Here is a 23,183-nt window from a genome sequence, read left to right on the forward strand (position 1 = left end):
TACCTCGGGTCCAGGCATGGCGCTTGCCATGGCAACACCAAGGCCGGCCCGGCCTGCCACCTACAGGAGCAACTTCCCATGATCACTTCGGTACCTGCACCCCCTGTCACCCCGCCGGTCACCCCGCCTGTTGCGCCCCCGGTCAACCCGCCGCCCACCGAGCCGCTGGTTCCCCCCGTGGGCGACCCGCCACCGGCCCCTGCACCTTCGCCCTACTCCGACCCGCCCATTGCCCCGCCGCCACCCCCGCCGCAGGGGGTGCACTGAGCTCCGCGCCAGCCAGGGGCAGGGCAGCGAACGCAGACGGCCCCGGCCCTGCCCTGACCTATGTGAACGACCGCATGCCCGGCTGGCGCCGCGTGCGGCGCGGCAAGGGCTTTTCCTACGTGGCACAGGACGGCAAGCCCGTGCGCGATGCCCAGGCGCTGGCGCGCATCCGCAAACTCGCCATTCCACCGGCCTATGTGGATGTCTGGATCTGCCCCGATCCCCAGGGCCACCTGCAGGCCACGGGCCGCGATGCCCGGGGCCGCAAGCAGTACCGCTACCACCCGCAGTGGCAGGAACAGCGCAAGCTGGTCAAGTTCGACCGCATGCGCGCCTTTGGCCGCCACCTGCCCGCCATCCGTCGGGCGGTGGCGCGCGACCTCAAGCCTGGCCGGCCGCAGCTGGACACCGTGGTGGCCGCCATCGTCTGGCTGCTGGACTGCACGGCCCTGCGCATAGGCAACGACGAGTATTCCGAGAGCAATGGATCCTACGGCCTCACCACGCTCAGAAACCGCCATGCCCAGGTGCACGCGGGTGAGCTGACGCTGAGCTTCAAGGGCAAGAGCGGCGTGCTGCAGCAGGCCCGCGTGTCCGACCGGGCCGTGGCCCGCATCGTCAAGCGCTGCCAGGAGCTGCCGGGCCAGCGGCTGTTCCAGTTCATCGACGATGCAGGCGAAGTCCACCATGTGCGATCCGAGCATGTGAACGACTACATCCGCAGGATTTGCGGCAAGGCTGCGGCCCATGGGGCTGATGCCGGAGATACCTCAGACGGCCCGGATTTCAGCGCCAAGGATTTCCGCACCTGGCATGCCAGCGTGTACGCGCTGGAACTGGCGCTGGAACTGGCGCTGACCGCAGGCAAGGCAGCGCCGCAAGAAGGTGCAGGCACCAGTGCGGCGGCGCTGAACGCGCTGGTCACGCAGGTCGCCCGGCGCCTGGGCAATACCTGTGCGGTTTGCCGCAAGTTCTACATCCATCCCCAGGTGCTGGCCCTGTGCGAGCAACCTGGACAGGACATTCCCACCGCACCGGACAGGCGCCCGCGCGGACTGAGCGCCAAGGAATGCCTGTTCCTGGGGCTGCTGCAGCCCCGCAGCGGCCGGCGCGCCAGCCGCCAGCCGCCTCCCTGACGCCGCCTCCCGCACGCCCGGCAAACACTGTGCCTGTGGACTGACAAAGACGCCCGCATGCTCGCCCTTAAACTGGCAGATCATGAAATTTTGTCAAAACGCGTTGCGGCGAGGACCCCTGGAGGCCATGCAATGAACCACGTGCTGATCGTCGATGACGATGCGGATTCCGCAGCGACCATGCGCGAACTCGTGGGCGTGGACCGCTTCTCGGTCGCCGTGGCCCACACCCTGCGCGACGCGCGCCGGCAGATGGCCATGCAGCCGCCCAGCCTGGTGCTGCTGGACCTGCAACTGCCCGATGGCAACGGCATGGACCTTTTCGGTGACCAGCAGGTGCCGCAGGACTCGCAGATCGTGCTGGTGACCGGCCACGCCAGCCTGGACTCCTCCATCGAGGCCCTGCGCCGCGGCGCCATGGACTATCTGGTCAAGCCCGTGGGCATCGGGCGGCTGGAGGACATTCTTTCGCGCTTTCTGATCCCCACGGCCGGCCTACCGGAGACGGGCACCAGCACCGTCACGGGCGCGGCCTTCGACCAGATCACCCCGCAAGACAGGCCCGGCGCCGGCTACTGCGCGCAGGAAGGGCGCTTTGGCCGGCTGTGGGGCGGCTCGGCCCCCATGCAGCGGCTGTACCAGCAGATGGAGCGCGTGGCCGGCACCTCGGTCACGGTCTTTCTGACGGGCGAAAGCGGCACCGGCAAGGAAGTCGTGGCACAGACCCTGCATGAGCTGAGCCAGCGGCGCAGCCGGCCCTTCCTGGCGGTCAACTGCGGTGCCATTTCTCCGCACCTGATCGAAAGCGAGATCTTTGGCCACGAAAAGGGCAGCTTCACCGGCGCCGACCGCCAGCACCAGGGATTTTTCGAGCGCGCGGCCACGGGCACGCTGTTTCTGGACGAAATCACGGAAATGTCGATGGAGCTGCAGGTCAAGCTGCTGCGCGTGCTGGAGACCGGCCGCTTCATGCGCGTGGGCTCCACCCAGACGCTGCAGACCGATGTGCGCGTGATCGCCGCCACCAACCGCTGCCCCTACGAGGCCGTGGCCAGCGGCAAGCTGCGCGAAGACCTGCTGTACCGCCTGAACGTCTTCCCCATCGAGCTGCCGCCGCTGCGCGAGCGCCTGACCGACGTTCCGCTGCTTGCGCAGCATTTCATGGACGCCATCTCCCAGCGCGAGGGCCAGGCCAAGCAATTCACGGCATCGGCCCTCAAGCAGCTTGCGCAATACAGCTGGCCCGGCAACGTGCGCGAATTGCGCAATGCCGTGCAGCGCGCCTATGTGATGGAGCCCGGCCCGCTGGTGAGCCAGGAATGGCTTCCCCGGCCGCCCGTGGCCATTGCCCAGCATCCGGCCGCCCACTCCCTGCACCTGCCGCAAATGCCACATATGCCGCAGGCGGGGTCCATGCCAATGAGCGCGCCAGTGAGCGCGCCACTGACTGCGCCCATCCCCCCCACCATCACAGCGCATGCGCCCGCCGACCACGCGCATGCAGCCGCCACCTACGACCTGCCCGACACGGAGCCGGCCACCATACAGCTGCCCATCGGCATGACCATGGCGCAGGCCGAGCGGCTGCTCATCCAGGCCACGCTCAAGCAGTGCAAGTACCAGAAGGAACGCACGGCGGCCGTGCTCGGCATCAGCCTCAAGACCCTGTACAACCGGCTCAGGGACTATGCGGGCGGCAAAAAGGGCGAGACGGACGCCGAGCACGGCTGACACCCAAACTTGCAGGCACGCTGCTTGCCACCTTGCTTGCACCTTCGTGCAACCAAGGACAAGCCCATGGACTCCTCTCCTCCCCGCGCCTACGGTGTCTTCAAGCCCGTGGGCCACATGGTGGTCTCGTTTCCCACAGCTGCGCAGGCCGATGACGGCGTGGCCGCGCTGCAGGCGCTGGACCTGCCCGCCCAGGACATCCAGCGCTATTCCGACCGGGAAATGCTGGCCCAGATCGATGAAGACCTGCGCCAGGCCAGCCCCGTTGCTGCCGTGGGCCAGGAGCTCAACCTGATCAAGGCCCACCAGGCCCTGGCCGAACGCGGATACCACTGGCTGGTGGTGCGCGTGGACAACGACGAGGCCGCACGCACGGCCGCCGATGCCCTGAAGGCCGCCGGTGCCGAGCGCGCCCAACTCTATGGCCGCTTCATCATCGAGGAATTGATAGAGCACGCCGCCGACCTGCCCCAGGTCAGCGAGTCACCCGACCGGGGCCTGGATGCCCAGACGCCTTCGGGCCATGAGGCGGAGCGTGCAGAGATTCGCCCTGCCTCGGAGCAGGACACCGCCCCTGACAAGCCGAGGCTCTGAACGGCCTGCAGGAGCCGGGCACGCCGATTGCCCTTGACCACCAACCGTAACTTTTTTCAAGGGCGATGCCATGGACTTCCTCATCTGGCTGATGGTGGGTGGCCTGATCGGCTGGATTACCAGCATGGTCACGAACACCCAGGCCGAGCAAGGCATTTTGCTCAACGTGGTCATAGGCGCCATAGGCGCACTGCTGGGCGGCTGGCTGCTGGCGCCGATGCTGGGGCCTTCGGCCATGAATGCGCAGACGGAGGCGCCGGCTACCTCCATGTCCATCTTCGTCTCTCTGGCCTGCGCCGTTGCGCTGCTGGCCATCTTCAACCTGTGCAAGCGGAGCGTGCCGCGCTGAAAGCGGCCAGGCCGCCTGTCAGTCCAGCCTTTGCGCCAGGCAGTCCTGCGCCGCCATGGCCACGCGCGGCAGCACCAGTGAGACCGCCAGGCAGCGGCCATGCTCACCCTCGGCCCGCACCACGCCGCCGCGCTCCAGGCACAGGCGGCGCGCCAGGCTCAGGCCGCAGGTGGCGTCCGCATCGGCATCGTTCAATGGAGTGAAGACAGGCGGCGGGTCCTGCCTTTCCACACGTTCCAGCCGTGGCGCGCCCGCCTCGCCAGTACCGGAGCCGGTGCTGGCCGCACCCGACCCGTGGGCCAGGGCCTCGATGCGGATCTCCACCAACGCATCCCCGCGAGAAGCTGCGGCCTGCTCCTGGTCCTGGTCCTCGGACAGGGGCCGGGCGGCCATGTGCACCTGCGCGCCATCGGTCATTGCTTCGCGGATGGCGAGAAAAATGCTGATCAGCGCCAGCTCCAGCTCATCCGGGTCGACATGCACGCCCAATCGCGGCGCCGGCTGGCCGGGCTGACTGGCCTCGGCAGGCTCCGCCACCTCCAGCGCCATGCGCTTGCCCAGCACCACGGCCAGCGTGCCCTGCAGGCCGGGCAGCCAGCGGTACAGGTCCACCACCAGCGCATGCGTGCAATGGTGCGCCCCAAAACGCAACAGTTGCTGCGTGAGGCGGCTGGCCGTGTCCACCGAGCGCAGCATGGCCTGGGCGGGCAGGCGCAGGCCCGGGTCCTCGGAGCGCCGCTCTATCAGATAGGCGCTGTTGCTCAGAATACCCAGCTGGTTGTTGAACTCATGGGAGAACCGGCCTGCCAGCCGCCCCACCACCTGCAGGCGTTCGCTCTGGAGACGGGCAGCGGCTGCTTCGAGGCCGGCAGCGTCCACCGCAGCGCCTTCGGACAGGCCGGCATCACCGCCGCCCTGGCCCTGGCCATGGTCTTGCGCCTTGCCGCCCATTGCCGGCAACACCAGGGCCGCGCTGCCCCGCAGCGCCAGCCGCGCCAGTCCCAGGCCCGCCACCGCAAACAAAACGATGGCCACCCAGATCACCCCCTTCAGGGGCCGGGAGCATGCGGGGTCCAGCGCAGAACAGGGGACCCAGCTCACCCAGGTCCAGCCCTGGGCGGACTTGCTGAAGAAGGCCCGCAGCGGCCCGCCCTGCGCATCTGGCAGATCCAGCCAGCCCTGCGAAGCGTCCTGCCCTGCGCCCTGCCCTGCGCTTTGCCCCGCACTTTTCACGCCGGGCGCAGCCTGCGCCAGGCTGGCCGCCAGCCGCTCGCTGAAATCGGCGGGCAAGGCAGGCAGGTCGGCTGCCGCGCCGGGCCCGGCCGGCAGGGCGCGGCCTGTGCTGTCCACCAGAAAGCCGGGCCAGCCGGAGTCCAGCAAGGGCCGCAAGGCCGCCAGCACCTGGTCGGCGCCGGCCGTGCGCGGCTCCTTGTCCAGCAGACGGGCCACGGCCATGCTGCTGACGCGCGCGGCCTGCTCCTGCGCCGCATGCTCGGATTGGTAGGCGCGCAACAGCAGCCAGGACGAGGCCGCCAGCACAAAGACCAGCAAGGCCAGCAGCAGCAGGACCAACCTCAGGCGTATGGACATGGGATCTTCGGGCAGGGCATCACGCGGCGCCTCCCGTGGAACGGAATTCTGGGCCCCCGGGGGCGGGACCGTGTGGAAGCTGGTGGACTGGTACATGGCAAAGTTTGCAGAAAACCTTGCGCCCAAACGGCAATTTCTGCCGTGGACGCCATGACCGGCCCCGCTGTTCCAGAACCGATCCCCCGCAGCGGCGGCAAAACCCTGAGCCCCGTGCCGCCTGCGCAGGGAGACCACAGCAGGTTTCGTGCCCAAAGTGTATCCAGACGATTCGCTGCCCGCATGGCGGCATGGAGCTTGCGTCTTCGGGTCATCGCACCAAGGAGATGAAATGGGTTCCATGCACCTCAGGGCGGACATACGCCAGTCCCAGACGCTTTCTCCCCGCCTGCAGCTTGCAGTGCGGATGCTGCAGATGTCCTCGCTGGACTTTGCCGCCGTGGTGCGCAGCAAGCTGGAGGACAACCCGTTCCTGGAAGACCCGCAGGATGCGCAGGACGGCGAGTACGAACAGGGGCTGCTCGACGGCAAGGAGCTGGGTGAAGAGGACCGGGAAGGCGGCATGGGCAGGCTGGCCCCGGAGGCAGGCCTGACCTCCGATACGGGCATGGATGAAGGCATCGGCATGGGCATCGGTCTGGACATGGACCGCGATCTCCCCGGCACGCAGCACCCGCCCGACCCGGCCGACCACCTGCCCGGCCCCGCCACCGAACCCGCCGACGACCGCGACCTGTGGCTGGCCGACATGCATACGGACGCGCGCCAGGGGGTGGATGGAGAAGGCACGGCCATGGATCTGGCGGCCTGCGTGACCACGCTGGCCATGCACCTGCACGGCCAGCTCAATGTGATGGCGATGACGCCGCGCGACCTGTGCATGGCCCGCGCCATCGTGGAGTCGCTGGACGACGACGGCTATCTGCGCACCGAGCTGCAGGAACTGGCCGGCCTGCTGGCCCTCAGCCCCGCACCTGACGCGCAGGAAATGCTCATTGCCCTGCGCCTGGTGCAATCGCTGGACCCGGCCGGCGTGGCCGCCCGCAGCGTGGGCGAATGCCTGTTGCTGCAATGCCCGCAGATCGGCGATGCCCACCTGCGCCAGCTGGCCCAGGCCATGGTGCAGGACCACATGGATGCACTGGCCGCCCGCGACGTGCCCAGGCTGGCCCGGGCGCTGCAGGTGCCGCCCGCGCAGATCACGCAGGCGCTGGACTGCATACGTCGGCTGAACCCCAGGCCGGGCTGGAACTTCGGCTCCTCCCACGTGGACTACATCGTTCCCGACGTGATCGTGCGCCGGGGCCAGAACGGCTGGAACGTGCACCTCAACCCCGCGGTCGTGCCGCGCGTGCGCCTGAACCGCGTCTACGAGCAGCTGTTTCAGCGCCACCGCCGCAGCGGCCAGAACCAACTGGCCGACCACCTGCAGGATGCGCGCTGGACGGTGCGCAACGTGGAGCAGCGCTTTTCCACCATCCTCGACGTGGCGCAGGCCATCGTGCGCAAGCAGCAGCTGTTCCTGGAGTTCGGCGCCATGGCCATGAAGCCGCTGGTGCTGCGCGAGATTGCCGAGGAAGTGGGCGTGCACGAGTCCACCGTCTCCCGCGTGACCAACAACAAATACATGGCCACGCCCACGGGCGTGTTCGAACTCAAGCATTTCTTCTCGCGCCCCATGCTCAGCGCCAGCGGCAATGCCTGCTCGGCCACGGCCATCCGCGAGCTGATCGGCGACATCATCGCGGCCGAGTCCGATGCCCGGCCGCTGTCGGATGTTGAAATCGCACGCCAGCTCGGTGCCCAGGGCCTGGTCGTGGCGCGCCGCACCGTCACCAAATACCGCCAGCTGCTGCGCATAGAACCGGCCGACCGGCGCAGGCGCCACGCCTGAAACCTGGCTTGGTGGCAAGCGGCGTGCCTGTCCAAAAGCCTGTCCGGCCCGTCCTGCCAAGCCCCACCGCCGTGCAGCGGCTTGTCGCTCCCGCAGGGCATGCCTTGTCCGACAGTTGCAGGCCGCCGCCCGGCCTAAGGTGAAAGCTCATGGACTGAAGGAGCCCGCCATGGACAACTCACCCCGCCGAATGCATGCCCCCCTCGAACGCCAGCGAAGCGAGAACAACCACATCCGCGACGGACGCTGGCCCCTGCGCATAGGCGCACTCACCGCCGCCGTCGCACTGATCCTGGTGCTGATGTTCAACTTCATGGCCCCCAAGGGCCGGCTGGATGCACCCAGCGCCACTGGAGCGACTGGAACGCCTTCGCCCTCATCGTTGCCCTCACCTTCGCCCTCACCGTCTCCCGCGACACAGCCCGTGTCGCCGCCCGCGCCTTCCGCCGCGCCGCAGCAGGCTGATCCGGCCACGACGCCTGCCCCCACCTCCACGCCTGCGCGTTGAGCGGGCATGCACCCCTCATCACCACACACCCCCAAAAGGACACGCACCATGAACCACCCTCTGCCTCACGCACCCAATATTCCCCAGGTGCCGACCACGCCCAACGACCCCGTGGCCCCCGATGATCCCAACCGCCAGCCCGGCCGCCCGCGCGGGCCCGAGCCCATCGACCCGCCCACCACGGCGCCGCCCATCGAGCTGCCACCGTCCCCGGAGCAGGAACAGACGCGCAAGGGAGAGTGACATGCCACAAGGTGACAAATCGGCCTATACCGATAAGCAAAAGCGCCAGGCTCGACATATCGAAGACAGCTACGAGTCGCGCGGCGTGGGCCACGAAGAAGCTGAAAAGCGCGCCTGGGCCACCGTGAACAGGCAAAGCGGCGGCGGCAAGCTGTCGGGCTCGGGCCGGGGCAGGCAAGCGGGCCAGTCCAAGTCAAAATAGCCGCGACTGCGGCCAGGCCCGAGACCCGAGACCCGCAATTGCCGTGGGAGAAAGTGTGAACTCAGAAGACAGTTTTCGATTCCTGCCGCAGCGCGGCGAAATGCCGGCACGCGTGCGTTCCCACGACTGGGCGGCCACGCCCCTGGGAGCGCCGGGCGGCTGGCCGCAGACCCTGCGCAACGCCGTGAGCCTGGCGCTGGGCTCGCGCTTTCCCATCACCATCTGGTGGGGCGAAGACTTCCGCCTGATCTACAACGATGGCTATATCCCCTTCCTGGGAACCAGCAAGCACCCCCAGGCGCTGGGCCAGGCCGGCGCGCACTGCTGGAGCGAGATCTGGAGCGATATCGGCCCCATGCTGGAAGGCGTGATGCGTACCGGCGAGGCCACCTGGTCCACCGACGCCCGCTACTTCTTCGACCGCGACCTGCCCCAGGAAGAGGTCTTCGTGACCTTCACTTACGGCCCCATCCTGGCCGATGACGGCGTCACCGTGCAGGGCGTGTTCTGCCCCTGCACCGAGACCACGGAAAAAATCGTCAGCCGCAGGCGCCTGGAGACGCTGCACCGCCTGGGCATACGCACGCTGGACATGCACAACGCCAGGGACGCCGCCCAGAAAGTCTGCGCCGTGCTGGATGAGAACCCCTACGACGTGCCCTTCGCCATCATCTACGAATGCGTGGACACCCCTGCCGCGGGCAGCGCAGGCGCCAGCGGCCCGGCTTTCAGGATGCTCTGCGCCACGGGCATGGATCTGGACATGGAGCTGGCGGCCGACCCATCGCGCTGGCCGCTGGACCGGGCCGTGCAATCCGATCCATCGGACCGAGTGGACCGAACGGACCGAACGGACCAGGCGCATCAGTCGCATCAGGCGGCCCAGCCGGGCCAGCCCGCCAATGTGGAACTGGCGTCCTTGGGCCTGTCCCTGCCCGGCGGCCCCTGGCCCGAGGCCTCGCGTCTGGCGCGCATCGTGCCTGTGCGCTGGTCGGGCGACGGCCAGGTCTCGGGCGTGATGGTGCTGGGCGTCAGCCCGCGCCGTCCGCTGGATGTGGACTACTGCGCCTTCCTCGACATGGTGGCAAGCCACACGGGCAGCGTGGTCGCGCATGCCCAGGCCTACGAGCAGGAAGCACGGCGCGCCAAGGCCCTGGCCGAGGTGGACCACGCCAAGACCGTGTTCTTCTCCAACGTCAGCCACGAGCTGCGCACCCCGCTGACCCTGATCCTGGGCCCGCTGGAAGATGCCCTGCGCGAGCACGGCGGCCAGGTGCCGGCCGGGCAGACGCAGATGATCCACCGCAACGCGCTGCGCCTGCAAAAACTGGTCAATGCCCTGCTGGACTTCTCGCGCATCGAGGCCGGGCGCATGCAGGCCAGCTATGAGCCCACGGATCTGGCCCGCACCACGGCCGAGCTGGCCAGCATGTTCCGCTCGGCCGTGGAGCAAGCCGGCCTGCGGCTGCGCGTGGATTGCCCGCCGCTGGACGGACCGGTCCATGTGGACCGCGACATGTACGAAAAAATCGTGCTCAACCTGCTGTCCAACGCCTTCAAGTTCACGCTGCAAGGCGAAATCGCAGTGGCGTTGCGCGATGTGCATGATGCGCACGATGCGCACGGCGCGGGCGGGGCCGATGGTGCCGTGGAGCTGTCCGTCACCGACACCGGATCGGGCATTGCGCCCCAGCACCTGCCCCATCTCTTCCAGCGTTTTCACCGCATTCCCGGCAAGCCGGCCCGCACGCACGAGGGCACGGGCATCGGCCTGGCCATGGTGCAGGAGCTGGCTCGGCTGCATGGCGGCACCGTCACGGTCAGCAGCACGGAGGGCGAAGGCAGCCGCTTCACCGTGCGCCTGCCCAGGGGGCATGCGCATCTTCCGGCCGAGCACCGGCCCGCGCGCCCGCCTGCATCGCACCCGCAGGTGGATGAGGCCCTGCGCTGGCTGCCCGGCGAGCCCGCCCCGGCTGCCAGCGACGAAGCCAGGCCCATGCAGCGGGACATGCACGGTGGTGCCCTGCCCCCGCGTGCCCGCATCGTCTGCGCCGATGACAACGCCGATATGCGCAGCTACATCGGCCAGTTGCTGGAGCCGCTGTATGAAGTGGAGATCGTGGGCGATGGCCGCGCCGCGCTGGCCAGCATCCACCGCCAGCGGCCCGACCTGGTGCTGGCCGACGTGATGATGCCCGTGCTCGACGGCTTCGAGCTGCTGCATGCGCTGCGCAGTGACGAGACCACGCGCGCCATTCCCGTCATCATGCTGTCCGCGCGGGCCGGCCAGGAGGCCCAGGTCGAAGGCCTGCGCGCGGGCGCGGACGACTACCTGGTCAAGCCCTTTTCGGCGCGCGAGCTGCTGGCGCGCATCGCATCGCTGCTGCAGCTGGTGCGTGTGCGCGAACAGGTCCACGCCGCCGTGCAGGCCAACGAGAAAAAGCTGCGCGCCATCATCGACCAGATGCCTGCGGGCGTGGGCGTCTCCGACATGAGCGGCACCATGGTATTGAGCAATGCGCTCATGGACCGCTTCGTGCCGCGCGCCATTCCTTCCACCCTGGCGGACCGCATGCCGCGCTGGAAGGGATGGGATGACAAGGGCCAGCCCATTGCCCCCGAGAACTGGCCCGGCAAGCGCGCGCTGCGCGGCGAAGTGGTCATGCCGGGTCTGGAGATGCTGCACACCGACGACGATGGCCGCGAATGGTGGATGCGCGTTAGCTGCGCGCCGCTGCGCGATGACGACGGCCAGCTCATAGGCACCTGCTCCGTCATCCAGGACATCACCGAACTCAAACAGGCCGAGCACCACCTCAAGGAAGCCGACCGACGCAAGGACGAATTCCTGGCCACGCTGGCGCATGAGCTGCGCAATCCACTGGCGCCCATCAGCCACGGCCTGCAAATCCTCAAGCGCACCGCCAGCGGCGACGACAGCGTGCGCCACAGCCACGAGATGCTGGAGCGCCAGGTCAACCACATGATCCGCATGGTGGACGACTTGCTGGAGGTCTCGCGCATCACCACCGGCAAGGTCCAGTTGCGCAAGGAACTGGTGGACCTGAACGATGTGCTGCAAGGCGTGGTGGCGGCCAGCGGCGCGGTCATGGAGGCAGGCAGCCACCAGTTGCGCCTGGAGCTGCCCGCCGCGCCCGTATCGCTGCTGGCCGACCCGATGCGGCTGGCGCAGATGGTCTCCAACCTGCTCAACAATGCCGCCAAGTACTCGCACTCCGGCGGCCACATCGTTCTGTCCGCCTGGACCGATGGCGCGCAGGCCGTGGTCTCGGTACGCGACAACGGCATCGGCATCCCGCCCGCCCTGCTGGGCAAGGTGTTCGATCTGTTCATGCAGGTGGACCGCAACGGCCGCCGTGGGCAGGGCGGCCTGGGCATCGGGCTGACCCTGGTGCGCAGCCTGGTCGAGATGCACGGCGGCAGCGTGCAGGCGCTCAGCGAAGGCAAGGGCCAGGGCAGCGAATTCAGGCTGCACCTGCCCCTGCCCACCCAGGCGCAGCCCCTGGCGGGACAGGCACCGAATGCCCAGCCCGAGGATGCAACGGCCTTCGGCCGCATCCTGGTGGTCGATGACAACATCGACGCCGCCGACACCCTGGCCATGCTGCTCAGGCTGCTGGGCGCCGAAGTCGAGATTGCCCGCGACGGCCCCGGCGCCCTGGCCATGCACGCGGCGTTCAGGCCAGAAGTGGTGCTGCTGGACATCGGCCTGCCCGGCATGGACGGCCTGGAGGTCGCCCGCCGCATCCGTGCAGAGCACGGCCGCGACCAGGTCGTGCTGATCGCGCTCACGGGCTGGGGGCAGGAGGAGGACCTGAGACGATCGCGGGAAGCCGGCATGGACCACCACCTGGTCAAACCCGTGAGCTTCGACACGCTCGAGCGTCTGCTGGCGGGCCTGCGCCCCCTGCCCTGAGGACTGCTTTTTTCGCGCGAGAATTCGGGCTGCCCGATCCAGCTGCCCCAGACGCCACCGAGACCGATGACCGCCCTGCCCGCTTCCTCCGCCCCCAACCTTCCTCCCATCAATGCCGAGCGCCTGTGGCGCCGCGTGGAGACCCTGTCCACCTTCACCCTGCCCGACGTGCCGTGGACCCGCCGCGCCTTCTCCCCTGAATTCGACCAGGCCCGCGCCTGGCTGCGCGGACAGTTCGAGGCTGCGGGCATGCAGGTCCATCTGGATGAAGGCGGCAACCTGGTGGGCCGCCTGCCGGCTGCCCCAGGCCCGGTGCAACGCGCCCCCATCTCCACCGGATCGCACTGCGACACCGTGATGATGGGCGGGCGCTTCGACGGCATCATCGGCGTGCTGGCCGGCATCGAGGTCGCGCACTGCCTGCACGAAAACGGCATCGCCCTGCAGCACCCGTTCGAGGTGATCGACTTCCTGTCCGAAGAACCCAGCGACTACGGCATCTCCTGCATAGGCAGCCGCGCGCTGTCGGGCAAGCTGGACGCCGCCATGCTGGCCGCCCGCAACCCGCAAGGCGAAACCCTGGCCGAAGGCATGCGCCGCATCGGCGCGCGGCCCGAGGCGCTGGACCGCCCGCTGCGCAGCGCCGGCGGCACGGCCGCTTTTGTGGAACTGCACATAGAGCAGGGCCCGGTGCTGGAGCAGCGCGGCCTGCCCATCGGCGTGGTGACGAACATCGTGGGCATCCGCCGCGTGAGCTTCACCGTGCGCGGCCAGGCCGACCACGCAGGCACCACGCCCATGGACATACGCCAGGACGCGCTGGTGGGCGCGGCGCGCATCATCGATGCGGCCAACCGCAAGGCCGCCGCGCTCAATGGCCAACCCCACTATGTGGTGGCCACCGTGGGCCGGCTCTCGCTCACGCCCAATGCCTCCAACGCCGTGCCTGGCCTGGTCGAGATGATGATGGAAGTGCGCAGCGACCACGCCGGCGTGCTGGAGCGCTTCCCCGAGGAACTGCTGGCCGAAGTCCTGCCCGGCCTGGCCGCCTTGCGCGTGCGTGCCGAGATGGCCGACGTGAGCCGCTCCCAGCCCACGGACTGCGCTGCCCTGGTCATGCAGGGCGTGGAGCAGGCCTGCGCAAACCTGGGCTACGCCCACATGCGCATGCCCAGCGGCGCCGGCCATGACGCCGTCTACATGGCGCCCACCGGACCCATGGGCATGATCTTCATCCCCTGCCTCCACGGCCGCAGCCACGCGCCCGAGGAGTGGATAGAACCCGCCCAGTTGCTGGACGGCACGCGCGTGCTGTACGAGACGGTGCGCGTGCTGGACAGGCAGTTGGCGCAGGCCTGAGCGCCTGGCCTGCGGCCAGGCACCAAGGCGGCATAAAATAGCCCGCTTCCCTCTGGAGCAGGCACAAGCTGCTCCTTGGTGGAAGCCCCTGTGGCACAGATTGCGGAAATCCGCCCAAATAGCGGGTTTCCCAATGCAAGATGGCGGAACCACCCTCCCCGATCATCGACAACCCACCGCATGGGCGGCCCGGCACTGCCGGTCCGCTGCGTGAGGGTTGCACCGCCCCATCAGACCCTGGAGTTTCTTCTTTCATGTTCCGCCAACTGATCACCTGCACCGCCGTGGCCGCCGCCATGGGCATGAGCTTTTCCGCAGCCGCCCAAGGTGCGGCTGCCGACTACCCGAACAAGCCCGTGCGCATGATCGTGCCCTTCCCGCCCGGCGGCGGCACCGACATCCTCGCGCGCGTGGTGTCCAACAAGCTCACCGAAGTCAGCAAGTGGACCGTGGTGCCCGACAACCGCGCGGGCGCAGGCGGCACCATCGGCATCACCGAGGCCGCCAAGGCAGCGCCCACGGGCTACGACATGGTCATGGGCCAGAAGGACAACGTGGTCCTGGGCCCCTATCTCTACAAGAACCTGCCCTGGAACCCGGTCAAGGACCTGGTGCCCGTGGCCCACGTGGCCTACACGCCCATCGTGATCGCCACCAGCGTGAACTCGCCCTACAAGACCCTGGCCGACATCGTGGCCGCTGCCAAGCAGCACCCGGGCAAGGTGACCTACGGCTCGCCGGGCAATGGCACCAGCATCCACATCTCGGGCGTGCTGCTGGAGAAGGCCGCAGGCATCCAGCTGGTGCACGTGCCCTACAAGGGCTCCAATCCGGCATTGATGGACGCGCTGGCCGGCAACGTGGACCTGCTGGTGTCCTCCGTGCCCTCGGCCATCGGCCAGATCAAGGCCGGCAAGCTGCGCGCCATCGCCGTGACCTCGGCCAAGCGCTCGTCCTCGCTGCCCGACACGCCCACGCTGGCCGAATCGGGCCTCAAGGGCTTTGACGTGAGCACCTGGTACGGCCTGTTCATGCCCAAGGGCACGCCCACGGCCGTCGTGACCAAGGTCAACGCCGAAGTGAACAAGCTGCTGGCCATGCCCGAAGTGCGCGACGCCATCCAGACCCAGGGCGCCGAGCCCCAGTCCATGAGCGTGGCCGACTTCGACAAGATGTTCCAGGCCGACTTCAAGCAGTCCAAGCAGATCGTCGAGTCCTCGGGCGCCAAGATCGAGTGACATGCCTGCGGTGCCAGGGCTGCATGCCCGGCACCGCCTGCAATGGCCAACGCCGCATTTCATTGATGCAGATCAGCCTGATCTGCATCAAGGAGCTATGTGACAGTCCCGTGAATACTTCTCTGGAAATCACCGAATTCCTGGAGAACGTCATGGCATTGCTGGTCTGGGTCCCCGAGCTGGACACCGGGATTGCAGAAATCGACCGGCAGCACCGCCGCATCGTCGATTACATCAACAAGCTCTACGAGCTGCGCTCGTCGCCCGACCGCGAGGCCCTGGGCGATGTCATCGGCGAGATGATCGACTACACCGTCTCGCACTTCGTGTTCGAGGAAAGCCTGATCGAGAGCGCCGGCTACATGTTCGCCGGCCCGCACAAGAAGGTGCACGAGCTGTTCACGCGCCGCGTGATCGAGATGCAGACCCGCTTCGATGCGGGCGAGGACGTGGCCGCCGAGCTGCACGGCATGCTCTCGCGCTGGCTGTTCAACCACATCCGCAACGAAGACACCGGCTACGTGGACTCGGCCAAGGCCTATCTGCGCATGGCGCGCGAGTCCAGTCCTGCCGCCGAGAAGGAAAGGCTCAAGAACGAAGTGCTGCAGGAGCTGGAGCTGCAGCGCAAGAAAAAGGGCTGGCTGGCACGGCTGCTCAATCGCTGAGCGCCCTCTCCCCCTGCAGCGCACCAACAAAAACGGCTCCCGAGGGAGCCGTTGACGTTTCACCCGGCAAAGGGCCGAGCGGCCCGGTGATTACTCGCGCACCACCAGCACCGGCACGCGCACGGCGCCCAGCACGCGCTGGGTCACGCTGCCCAGCATCAGCTTTTCCAGGCCACGGCGGCCTTGCGAGCCCATGATGATCAGGTCGGCGCCCGTGCTCTCGAGCACGCGCACGATGCCTTCGTGCACCGCATGGCCTTCGCCCACCACGGTGGTGGCGGTGATGCCGGCCTCGTCGGTGATCTTCTTGACGGCGTCCAGCGTGGTGTTGGCCTCGGCCGTGGCCGCGCTCAGGTACTGCGACTGGCCGTAGGCGAAGTCGGCGCCCACGCCCGTGAACGGATAGGGGTCCACCACGTAGACCGCCGTCAGCGTGCTGCCAAAGGCCTTGGCCAGCTCCACGCCCTTGTGAACCGCCAGCATCGAGCTGTTGGAGCCGTCCACGGGAACCAGGATGTGCTTGAACATGCGTTTTCTCCTTTGTGCTTGGCCGCCGTCAACAATCGGAGGCGGCCGGGTCGATGAACCAAAGTGTGCGCCCATCATGCGCCAGCGTCTTGAGCTGCATCAATCCTTGCGGCGACGCGTCAGCTCCGAGCCCTGGAAACCCTGGCGGCGATAGGTCAGCACCAGGGTATCGCGCACGCCGCCCGGCTGCTCTGGCTGGATGGGCGTGGTCTCGTGGATCATGCGGGCATCGTCCAGCAGCATCACCGACCAGGGCTCGGTCAGCGTGAAGCGCTGGCCGCTGGGGCCCGTGGCCTCGAAGATGCGTGTCTCGCCGCCCTTCACGCCCTCGCGCCCGACCAGGATCACGGCCACCAGGTCCACGCCGTCGCGGTGCGCGCCTTCGGGGGTGGGCCGGCCAATGCCGTCCGTGGTGTCGATGCGGAACTGGTGGGACTCGATGAACCAGCGCTCGTGCTGCACATCATCGCCCTGGGCGCAGAACACCTGGTCGGACAGGCCCGCCAGCGCCAGCAGCAGCCGGCTCCAAGTGGCGCTTTGCGCCGTGGCGTCGCGCATGGGATCGAACATGCGCAGCATGCCGCCATGCAGGGCGTTGTATTCCACCGGCTGCCAGTGCGCGCGGTGCTCCACCTGCTGCAGCCCGTCCTGCCCCGCGATGAAGCAGGAATGGCGGCGGCGCCGGTAGCGCCCGCCGTCCTTCAGAAAGGCATCGGGCGGCAGCTGGGCCCAGTCGGCATCGAGCGCATGCAGCTCGGTCAATGACACGCCTGCCCAGGCCGCGAATTCATCGGGGCGCAGCACCGCATAGCCTGCGTCGCGCAGCGACTGCGCTGCATTCTGGGGGGCGATATAGGGAGGGGGAAACGTGATGTGCGCCATAACCCGACAAGCTTACTCCTCGCCCGCACCCGTCCGGGCGAGGCGGGCTGCAAATTTGCGCAATGCTGTGGCGACAGACGCGCATCAATGCAGGCGCAGCCCCTCGCTATTGCCCTGGGCTCACACCAGCGGCAACCCCACATAGTTCTCCGCCAGCGAGGTCGAGCCTGCACGGGAGTTGACGATGTAGTCCAGTTCCGCCTCCTGCACCTTGGTGTCGAAGCCGCCCGCATCGGGGAAGCGGTGCATGAGCGAGGTCATCCACCACGAAAAACGCTCGGCCTTCCAGACGCGGCGCAGGCATTGCTCGGAGTAGCCGTCGATGCCTTCGGGCGCCTTGTCGCGGTAGTACTGCGCGAAGGCGCTGGACAGGTAGCCCACGTCCGAGGCGGCCAGGTTCAGGCCCTTGGCGCCCGTGGGCGGCACGATGTGGGCCGCGTCGCCGGCAAGGAACAGGCGGCCGAAGCGCATGGGCTCGGTCACGAAGCTGCGCAGCGGGGCAATGCTCTTTTCCAGCGAGGGGCCGGTCACCAGGCGCTCGCGGGCCTCGGGGTCCAGGCGCAGGCGCAGTTCGTTCCAGAAGGCCTCGTCGCTCCAGTCCTCGACCTTTTCGGTCAGCGGCACCTGCAGGTAGTAGCGGCTGCGCGTGGCGCTGCGCTGGCTGCACAGTGCGAAGCCGCGCTCGGTCTGGGCGTAGATCAGTTCGTGCGAGACGGGCGGCGTGTCCGACAGCAGGCCCAGCCAGCCGAAGGGGTAGACCTTCTCGAAGGTGCGCACCTTGTCCTGGGGCACGCTGGCGCGGCAGATGCCGTGAAAGCCGTCGCAGCCGGCGATGAAGTCGCATTGCAGCTCATGGACCTGGCCGTCCTTCTCATAGCGCACGACGGGGCTGTCGCCATCGAAGCCCACGGGCTGCACGTTGCTGGCCTCGTAGACCGTGGTCAGGCCCTCGGCGGCACGCACTTCCATCAGGTCGCGCGTGACCTCGGTCTGGCCGTAGACCATGACGCGCTTGCCGCCGGTCAGGCCATGCAGGTCGATGCGGTGGCGCTGGCCGCCGAACAGCAGCTCGATGCCGTCGTGCGGCAGGCCTTCTGCGCGCATGCGGGCGTCGGCACCGGCCTGCTCCAGCAGGTCCACGGTGACCTGTTCGAGCACGCCGGCGCGGATGCGGCCCAGCACGTAGTCGGCGCTGCGCTGCTCGATGATGACGTTGTCTATGCCCGCGCGGTACAGCAGCTGGCCGAGAAGCAGGCCGGCAGGGCCTGCACCGATGATGGCGACTTGGGTGCGCATTGATTTGTCTCCGTTGCGTTGTTCGATGTCATGGCCGGTTCATGCCATGGCCTGCGCACAAGATTAGTTTTGAGGCAGCGCAAAGACGAGAGGCTGCAGCACGCGTTGCGCGGTGATCGCGCAATCTGCGCGACAATCGCGCACTACCTGCATGCCCGCCCTCTCCGCCCATGAACCAGCCCTTTCCCATCGACCCGGATGACTTCATCGCCGGACTGGCCAAGGGCCTGGCCGTGCTGGAGAGCTTCGACACCGAGCGCCAGCGCCTGAACGCCACCATGGCGGCCGAGCGCTCTGGCATCACGCGCACGGCCGCGCGCCGCCATCTGCTGACCTTGACGCACCTGGGTTACCTGGAGACGGACGGCAGCCATTTCTGGCTGGCGCCCAAGGTGCTGCGGCTGTCGGGCAGCTACCTGGCCTCGGCGCGGCTGCCGCGCATCGTCCAGCCCGTGCTCTACCGGCTGGCGGCGCAGACCCAGCTGTCGTTTTCCTGCGTGGTGCGCGATGGCCACGAGGTGGTCATCGTGGCGCGCAGCGCCCTGCACGAGCGCGGCCAGCGCCTCATGGCCCACGGCCTGCACCTGGGCAGCCGCCTGCCCGCCCATGCCACCTCCACGGGCCGCGTGCTGCTGGCCGCGCTACCTGCGGCCGAGCTCAGGCAATGGCTGGCATCGCACGATCTGCGGCGCCTGACCGCCCACACGGTGACGGACAGCGCCGCGCTGGAAGGCGTGCTGGACGAAGTGCGCCGCCAGGATTTCTGCCTGGCCCTGGAAGAGCATGAGCTGGCCGTGCAGGCCCTGGCCGTGCCGCTGCGCAACATGGAGGGCCGCACGGTGGCCGCGCTCAACATCGTGACCTCGCCCCAGCGCATGGCGCCCGCCGACATGGCGGCCGAGCTGCTGCCGCTGCTGCAGGAGGCGGCGCGGGAGCTGCGGCCGCTGCTCTGAGACCTGCTGACCTGCGGCCTGCCGCCGTCGCTGCAGCCGCTCAGAGCGGCGCGCACACCTGCTGGCTCAGTTCGCGCAGGGCCAGCGAGGTCTTGCGGATCAGCGGCGTGGCCTTTTTCTTGGCCGACTGCGCCAGGCACAGCGTGCTCACCACATGGGGCGACTCGATGGGAATGCCCACCAGCTCGGCATCGGTCAGGTGGCTGCGCATGGCGCTGTCGGTCAGCGCGGCGTAGCCGTAACCGCCGCGCACCAGGTCCAGGATGGCCGGCACGCTGGACACTTCCCAGACCACGTTGAGCTTGACCTGGGACAGCGTGGCCTGCGCTTCCATCAGCTTGCGGAAGATCTGACCGTGCTGCGGCATGATCAATGGGAACTGCGACAGCTCGTCAAAGCGCACGCCGCTGCGCCCGCCCAGGGTGCGCGCCGGGCCGATCAGGCACAGGCGCTCTTCCAGCACGGGCGTGACCTCGATGTGCGGATGCGGCTCGGGCGTGTAGACCAGGCCCAGGTCCATGCGGCCCGAAGTCAGCCATTCGGCGATGTTCATGGAAAAGCCCTCGACCACGGCCAGGCGGGCCTTGGGCATGTCCTTGCTGAACAGGTCGATCAGCGGCAGCGTCAGGCGCCGCGCCAGGCTGGGTGGCAGGCCCACCACGATGCGGCCCACGGGCTCGTCGCGCTGGCTGCCCAGATCCTCCTTGGCCAGCGCCACACGCTGCATGATGGCGTGGCCGTGCTCCAGCAGGCGGCGGCCCGCGTCGGTCAGCGTCACGCCGCGGCCGGTGCGGATCAGCAGGGTTTCGCGCAGCTCGGTCTCCAGCGCCCGCACCTGGCGGCTCAGTGCGGGCTGGGCCGTCTCCAGCAGCACGGCCGCCTTGCTGAAGCTGCCGGTCTCGGCCACATGCACAAAGGTCTCTATCTGCTGCAAATTCATGTTCTATCGTCTCCTCACTTATGCCATTTTGCTATAGCTGCTAGCGGCAGCCATGGCTAGGTGCTTTGCGGCGAACTGACACAATGCGGCGACTGGATGATCCAGCCGCTCCCGCAAGAGAGCGTAGAAAACAAGAGCGGCCCGTGCATTCCCGGCATAGGGCCAAGCCACCCAGCAAGCCCAACAGCGACTCGGAGACAAACCATGAAAGACAGCGCCTTCAGCATCAATCGCCGCCAGGCGGGCCTCGCCCTTGGCGCCCTGGCCCTGGGCGCGCTGGCGCCTGCGCGTGCCCAATCGGGTGCCGCCGCCAACTGGCCCACCAAGCAGGTGCGCATCATCAATCCGTTCCCCGTGGGCGGCGGGCCGGACGGCACTTCGCGCCTCGTGGCCGACAAGCTGGCGCGCCTGTGGAACCAGCCCGTCATCGTGGAAAACCGCCCCGGCGGCAACGGCTTCATCGCCATCGAGGCCTTCAAGCGCGGCGCCACCGACGGCACGGACATCATCCAGCTGGACAACGTCCACCTGGCCGCCTATCCCCACCTGTTCAAGAAGCTGCCCTACAACATCGACAAGGACTTCGAGGTCGTCCTGCCGCTGTTTCGCACCTTCTTCTTCGTCTGCGTGCCGGTCAACAGCCCCTACAAGACCGTGGCCGACCTGATTGCCGACGCCAAGGCGCGCCCCGGCAAGCTGAACTACGGCTCGTGGTCCGTGGGCAATCCGGTGCACCTGGGCTCGGCCCTGCTGGAGTCGCTGACAGGCACCAAGATGGAACACGTCATCTACAAGGAAACCAGCCAGCTGTACACCAGCGTGGCCACGGGCGAGCTGGCCTTTGCGCTGGGCTCCTCGGGCACGGCCGGCCCGCTGATGCGTTCGGGCAAGCTGCGCTTCCTGGCCGTGCTGGCACCCCACCGCCTCAAGGGCTATGAAGACGTGCCCACCGTGGCCGAATCGGGCGGCCCGGCCGATGCCGTGGTCACCGGCTGGAATGCCTTTGCCGTCTCCAAGTCCACGCCGCCCGCCGTGGTCGAGAAGATCCGCCAGGACACCATGAAAGTCCTGCGCGAGCCTGACATCCAGCCCAAGTTCCAGACCTTCGGCTACGAGAACTACTTCCCCACGCCCGAGGAGTTCAAGGCCTTCATCGTCGAAGAGAACAAGCGCTTTGGCGACGTGATCCGCCGCGCCAAGATCGAGCTGTAAGCCACAGGCCACAGCAGGCCGCAGACGCAAAAAAGCCGCCGTGCCGCAAGGCCGGCGGCTTCTTTCATGCCGTCTTCAGCGCGACAGCCCGCGCGCCGCAATCGGCCACAGCGCGTGCACCACGCCGTCCTGCAGCACCACAAGCTCGTCGTGCAGGTTGAATGTCGGGTCCACGTGGGAGGGCAGCAGCTGCAGAACGCTGCCCAGGGCGGGCGCCTGGGCGCCCGGCTCCACGCGCACCACGCTGTGCTCGTCGTTGATGGCGACGCAGCGCAGGCCCGGCGTGCTGTACACGGCAGGCGGCCCGCATTCGGCCGAGGTGGACTTCAGGCCCACGTCCAGGATGACGCGGTCCGGCGCGGGCGTGCTCATCACCGTGGACAGCAGGTACAGGCTGCTGCGAAAGGCCAGCGTCCCGTCCCACTCGTTGGCGCCGTAGTCGCCATCCATGAAGGCATAGGAGCCCGGCTGCAGCTCGGTGTAGACGCCGCTGGCCGCGTCGAACTCCACGCTGCCCGTGCCGCCGCCCGTGATGGTGTGGCAGGCCATGCCGTTGTCGCGCAGCAGTTGCGCGCATGCCGCCGCCTGGCGCGCCGCCTCCCGGCAGACCTGCGCACGCTCTTCGCGGCTGCGCCGGTGCTGCACCGCGCCGTGGTAGGCCTGCAGGCCCGCGAAATTCACGCCCGGCAGGTCATGCGCCTGCCGCGCCAGGGCCAGCACGGCCTCGGGGCCCGTGACGCCGCAGCGGCCCTGGCCCACGTCCACCTCGACCAGCACGTCGATCTCCACGCCCGCCTGCGACATGGCCTCGGACAACTGCACCAGGTTGGCCGCGTTGTCCACGCACACGGCCATGCGCGCCGTGCGCGCCAGCCGGGCCAGCAGCGCGTGCTTGGCGGGTCCCACGACCTCGTTGCTGATCAGGATGTCGCGCACGCCGGCCGCCACAAAGGGCACGGCCTCGCTCACCTTCTGGCAGCAGATGCCGCGCGCACCCAGCGCCAGCTGGCGCAGCGCGATCTGGGGGCACTTGTGCGCCTTGGCATGCGGGCGCAGCGCCACGCCGTGGCGGTCGGCCCAGTCCTGCATGGTGCGCAGGTTGGCGTCGAAGACGGTCAGGTCCAGCGCCAGGCTGGGTGTATCGACCCGGTCGAGTGGATCGCCGGGCCGTGCGGCAGGCTCCATTGCCAGGCCGCTGGAGTCATCGTGCAGGGGCATGGGGCTGTGCCTCATTCCTGCGGGGGCGCGTACTGGGCGATGACCTCGGCCTCGGTCATGGTCGGCGTCTGGTTGGCGAAGTCGTAGTAGCCGGGCTTCTTGTCGATGTAGATCTGCGTGGCCAGCTCGAAGTCCTGCGACTCGAAGGCGCCGGCCGGCACGAAGTACTCGCCCGTGGCGTGCAGCCGGTAGTACAGGTGCGTGCCGCATTGCCTGCAGAAGGCGCGCTCGGCCCATTCGGAGGATGCATAGGTGCCTATGTGCTCGCCGCCCTCGAACTTCACATCGGGCCCGCAATGCACCGCCAGCATGGGGCCACCGCCCCAGCGCCGGCAGTATCCACAGTGACAGGCGCCGATTTCCCGGGCCTGGGGAGAGACAAAGCTGACTGCGCCGCAAAGACAATGACCGTTCATGGTGCGTGGACCTTTCCGTGGGTTGCAA

22 protein-coding genes are annotated in these 23,183 nt (G+C 68.2%); 15 read left to right on the top strand and 7 right to left on the bottom strand.

Features of this window, described 5'->3' with window-relative positions; genetic code table 11:
- Positions 1-78 precede the first annotated feature (78 nt).
- The 5 genes from BO996_RS29250 to BO996_RS19815 all read left to right on the top strand — a co-directional run bounded on the left by BO996_RS29250 (position 79) and on the right by BO996_RS19815 (position 4,077).
- On the top strand, positions 79-267 hold the full coding sequence (locus BO996_RS29250) for a hypothetical protein (RefSeq protein WP_141441593.1): 189 nt from the start codon (positions 79-81) through the stop codon (positions 265-267).
- A 74-nt stretch (positions 268-341) separates the two neighbouring features.
- A complete protein-coding gene (locus BO996_RS19800; RefSeq protein ID WP_071957171.1) occupies positions 342-1,403 on the top strand; it encodes a DNA topoisomerase IB in 1,062 nt (353 codons plus the stop codon).
- Positions 1,404-1,535: 132 nt separating this feature from the next.
- Positions 1,536-3,134, top strand: a complete 1,599-nt coding sequence (locus BO996_RS19805) for a sigma-54-dependent transcriptional regulator (RefSeq protein ID WP_071956192.1) — start codon at positions 1,536-1,538, stop codon at positions 3,132-3,134.
- Between the two features lie 66 nt (positions 3,135-3,200).
- On the top strand, positions 3,201-3,728 hold the full coding sequence (locus BO996_RS19810; protein ID WP_071956193.1) for a hypothetical protein: 528 nt from the start codon (positions 3,201-3,203) through the stop codon (positions 3,726-3,728).
- 70 nt (positions 3,729-3,798) lie between these two features.
- Complete coding sequence (locus tag BO996_RS19815; protein WP_013801923.1) at positions 3,799-4,077, top strand: GlsB/YeaQ/YmgE family stress response membrane protein; 279 nt, start codon at positions 3,799-3,801, stop codon at positions 4,075-4,077.
- 18 nt (positions 4,078-4,095) lie between these two features.
- On the opposite strand, the gene BO996_RS19820 is transcribed toward BO996_RS19815, so the two are convergent.
- A complete protein-coding gene (locus BO996_RS19820) occupies positions 4,096-5,667 on the bottom strand; it encodes a hypothetical protein (RefSeq protein WP_232240378.1) in 1,572 nt (523 codons plus the stop codon).
- A 328-nt stretch (positions 5,668-5,995) separates the two neighbouring features.
- Here BO996_RS19820 and rpoN point away from each other — a divergent pair, with 328 nt between their 5' ends.
- From rpoN to BO996_RS19860, 8 genes are all read left to right on the top strand, one after another.
- Positions 5,996-7,558: an RNA polymerase factor sigma-54 gene (gene rpoN / locus BO996_RS19825; RefSeq protein ID WP_071956195.1), complete on the top strand. Its 1,563-nt coding sequence runs from the start codon at positions 5,996-5,998 to the stop codon at positions 7,556-7,558.
- Positions 7,559-7,727: 169 nt separating this feature from the next.
- Complete coding sequence (locus BO996_RS19830; RefSeq protein WP_043825251.1) at positions 7,728-8,066, top strand: hypothetical protein; 339 nt, start codon at positions 7,728-7,730, stop codon at positions 8,064-8,066.
- 48 nt (positions 8,067-8,114) lie between these two features.
- A complete protein-coding gene (locus BO996_RS19835) occupies positions 8,115-8,309 on the top strand; it encodes a hypothetical protein (RefSeq protein WP_012206153.1) in 195 nt (64 codons plus the stop codon).
- A 1-nt stretch (position 8,310) separates the two neighbouring features.
- Positions 8,311-8,511: a hypothetical protein gene (locus tag BO996_RS19840; RefSeq protein WP_013801919.1), complete on the top strand. Its 201-nt coding sequence runs from the start codon at positions 8,311-8,313 to the stop codon at positions 8,509-8,511.
- Positions 8,512-8,566: 55 nt separating this feature from the next.
- Entirely contained in the window at positions 8,567-12,448 is a 3,882-nt protein-coding gene (locus tag BO996_RS19845; RefSeq protein ID WP_198041249.1) for an ATP-binding protein, read from the top strand.
- A 66-nt stretch (positions 12,449-12,514) separates the two neighbouring features.
- Positions 12,515-13,807, top strand: coding sequence for a Zn-dependent hydrolase (locus tag BO996_RS19850; RefSeq protein ID WP_071956197.1), 1,293 nt, complete (start codon positions 12,515-12,517; stop codon positions 13,805-13,807).
- Between the two features lie 254 nt (positions 13,808-14,061).
- Positions 14,062-15,045: a Bug family tripartite tricarboxylate transporter substrate binding protein gene (locus BO996_RS19855; protein ID WP_071956198.1), complete on the top strand. Its 984-nt coding sequence runs from the start codon at positions 14,062-14,064 to the stop codon at positions 15,043-15,045.
- A gap of 110 nt (positions 15,046-15,155) precedes the next feature.
- Positions 15,156-15,710, top strand: coding sequence for a bacteriohemerythrin (locus BO996_RS19860; protein ID WP_224986183.1), 555 nt, complete (start codon positions 15,156-15,158; stop codon positions 15,708-15,710).
- A gap of 90 nt (positions 15,711-15,800) precedes the next feature.
- Here BO996_RS19860 and BO996_RS19865 read toward each other — a convergent pair whose 3' ends face one another.
- The 3 genes from BO996_RS19865 to pobA form a co-directional block, all read right to left on the bottom strand.
- Positions 15,801-16,238 carry a universal stress protein gene (locus BO996_RS19865; protein ID WP_012206159.1) on the bottom strand — a complete coding sequence of 146 codons (438 nt, stop codon included), beginning with the start codon at positions 16,236-16,238 and terminating at the stop codon, positions 15,801-15,803.
- Positions 16,239-16,337: 99 nt separating this feature from the next.
- Positions 16,338-17,120 (bottom strand): 2OG-Fe dioxygenase family protein, encoded by a 783-nt coding sequence (locus BO996_RS19870; protein WP_043791151.1) that lies wholly within the window; start codon positions 17,118-17,120, stop codon positions 16,338-16,340.
- 120 nt (positions 17,121-17,240) lie between these two features.
- Positions 17,241-18,416, bottom strand: coding sequence for a 4-hydroxybenzoate 3-monooxygenase (gene pobA / locus BO996_RS19875; protein ID WP_013801914.1), 1,176 nt, complete (start codon positions 18,414-18,416; stop codon positions 17,241-17,243).
- A 170-nt stretch (positions 18,417-18,586) separates the two neighbouring features.
- Here pobA and BO996_RS19880 point away from each other — a divergent pair, with 170 nt between their 5' ends.
- Entirely contained in the window at positions 18,587-19,369 is a 783-nt protein-coding gene (locus tag BO996_RS19880) for an IclR family transcriptional regulator domain-containing protein (protein WP_012206162.1), read from the top strand.
- Between the two features lie 40 nt (positions 19,370-19,409).
- Here the strand turns inward: BO996_RS19880 and BO996_RS19885 are convergent, their stop codons facing one another.
- Positions 19,410-20,309 (bottom strand): LysR family transcriptional regulator, encoded by a 900-nt coding sequence (locus tag BO996_RS19885; RefSeq protein WP_013801913.1) that lies wholly within the window; start codon positions 20,307-20,309, stop codon positions 19,410-19,412.
- A gap of 204 nt (positions 20,310-20,513) precedes the next feature.
- On the opposite strand from BO996_RS19885, the gene BO996_RS19890 reads away from it, so the two are divergent.
- Positions 20,514-21,521: a Bug family tripartite tricarboxylate transporter substrate binding protein gene (locus tag BO996_RS19890; RefSeq protein ID WP_013801912.1), complete on the top strand. Its 1,008-nt coding sequence runs from the start codon at positions 20,514-20,516 to the stop codon at positions 21,519-21,521.
- Positions 21,522-21,596: 75 nt separating this feature from the next.
- Here BO996_RS19890 and BO996_RS19895 read toward each other — a convergent pair whose 3' ends face one another.
- Entirely contained in the window at positions 21,597-22,739 is a 1,143-nt protein-coding gene (locus BO996_RS19895; protein ID WP_071956199.1) for a DSD1 family PLP-dependent enzyme, read from the bottom strand.
- A gap of 11 nt (positions 22,740-22,750) precedes the next feature.
- Positions 22,751-23,155 (bottom strand): GFA family protein, encoded by a 405-nt coding sequence (locus BO996_RS19900; RefSeq protein ID WP_013801910.1) that lies wholly within the window; start codon positions 23,153-23,155, stop codon positions 22,751-22,753.
- Positions 23,156-23,183 lie beyond the last annotated feature (28 nt).

The sequence above is a fragment of the Delftia sp. HK171 genome, assembly GCF_001886655.1.
GTDB lineage: Bacteria > Pseudomonadota > Gammaproteobacteria > Burkholderiales > Burkholderiaceae_C > Comamonas > Comamonas acidovorans.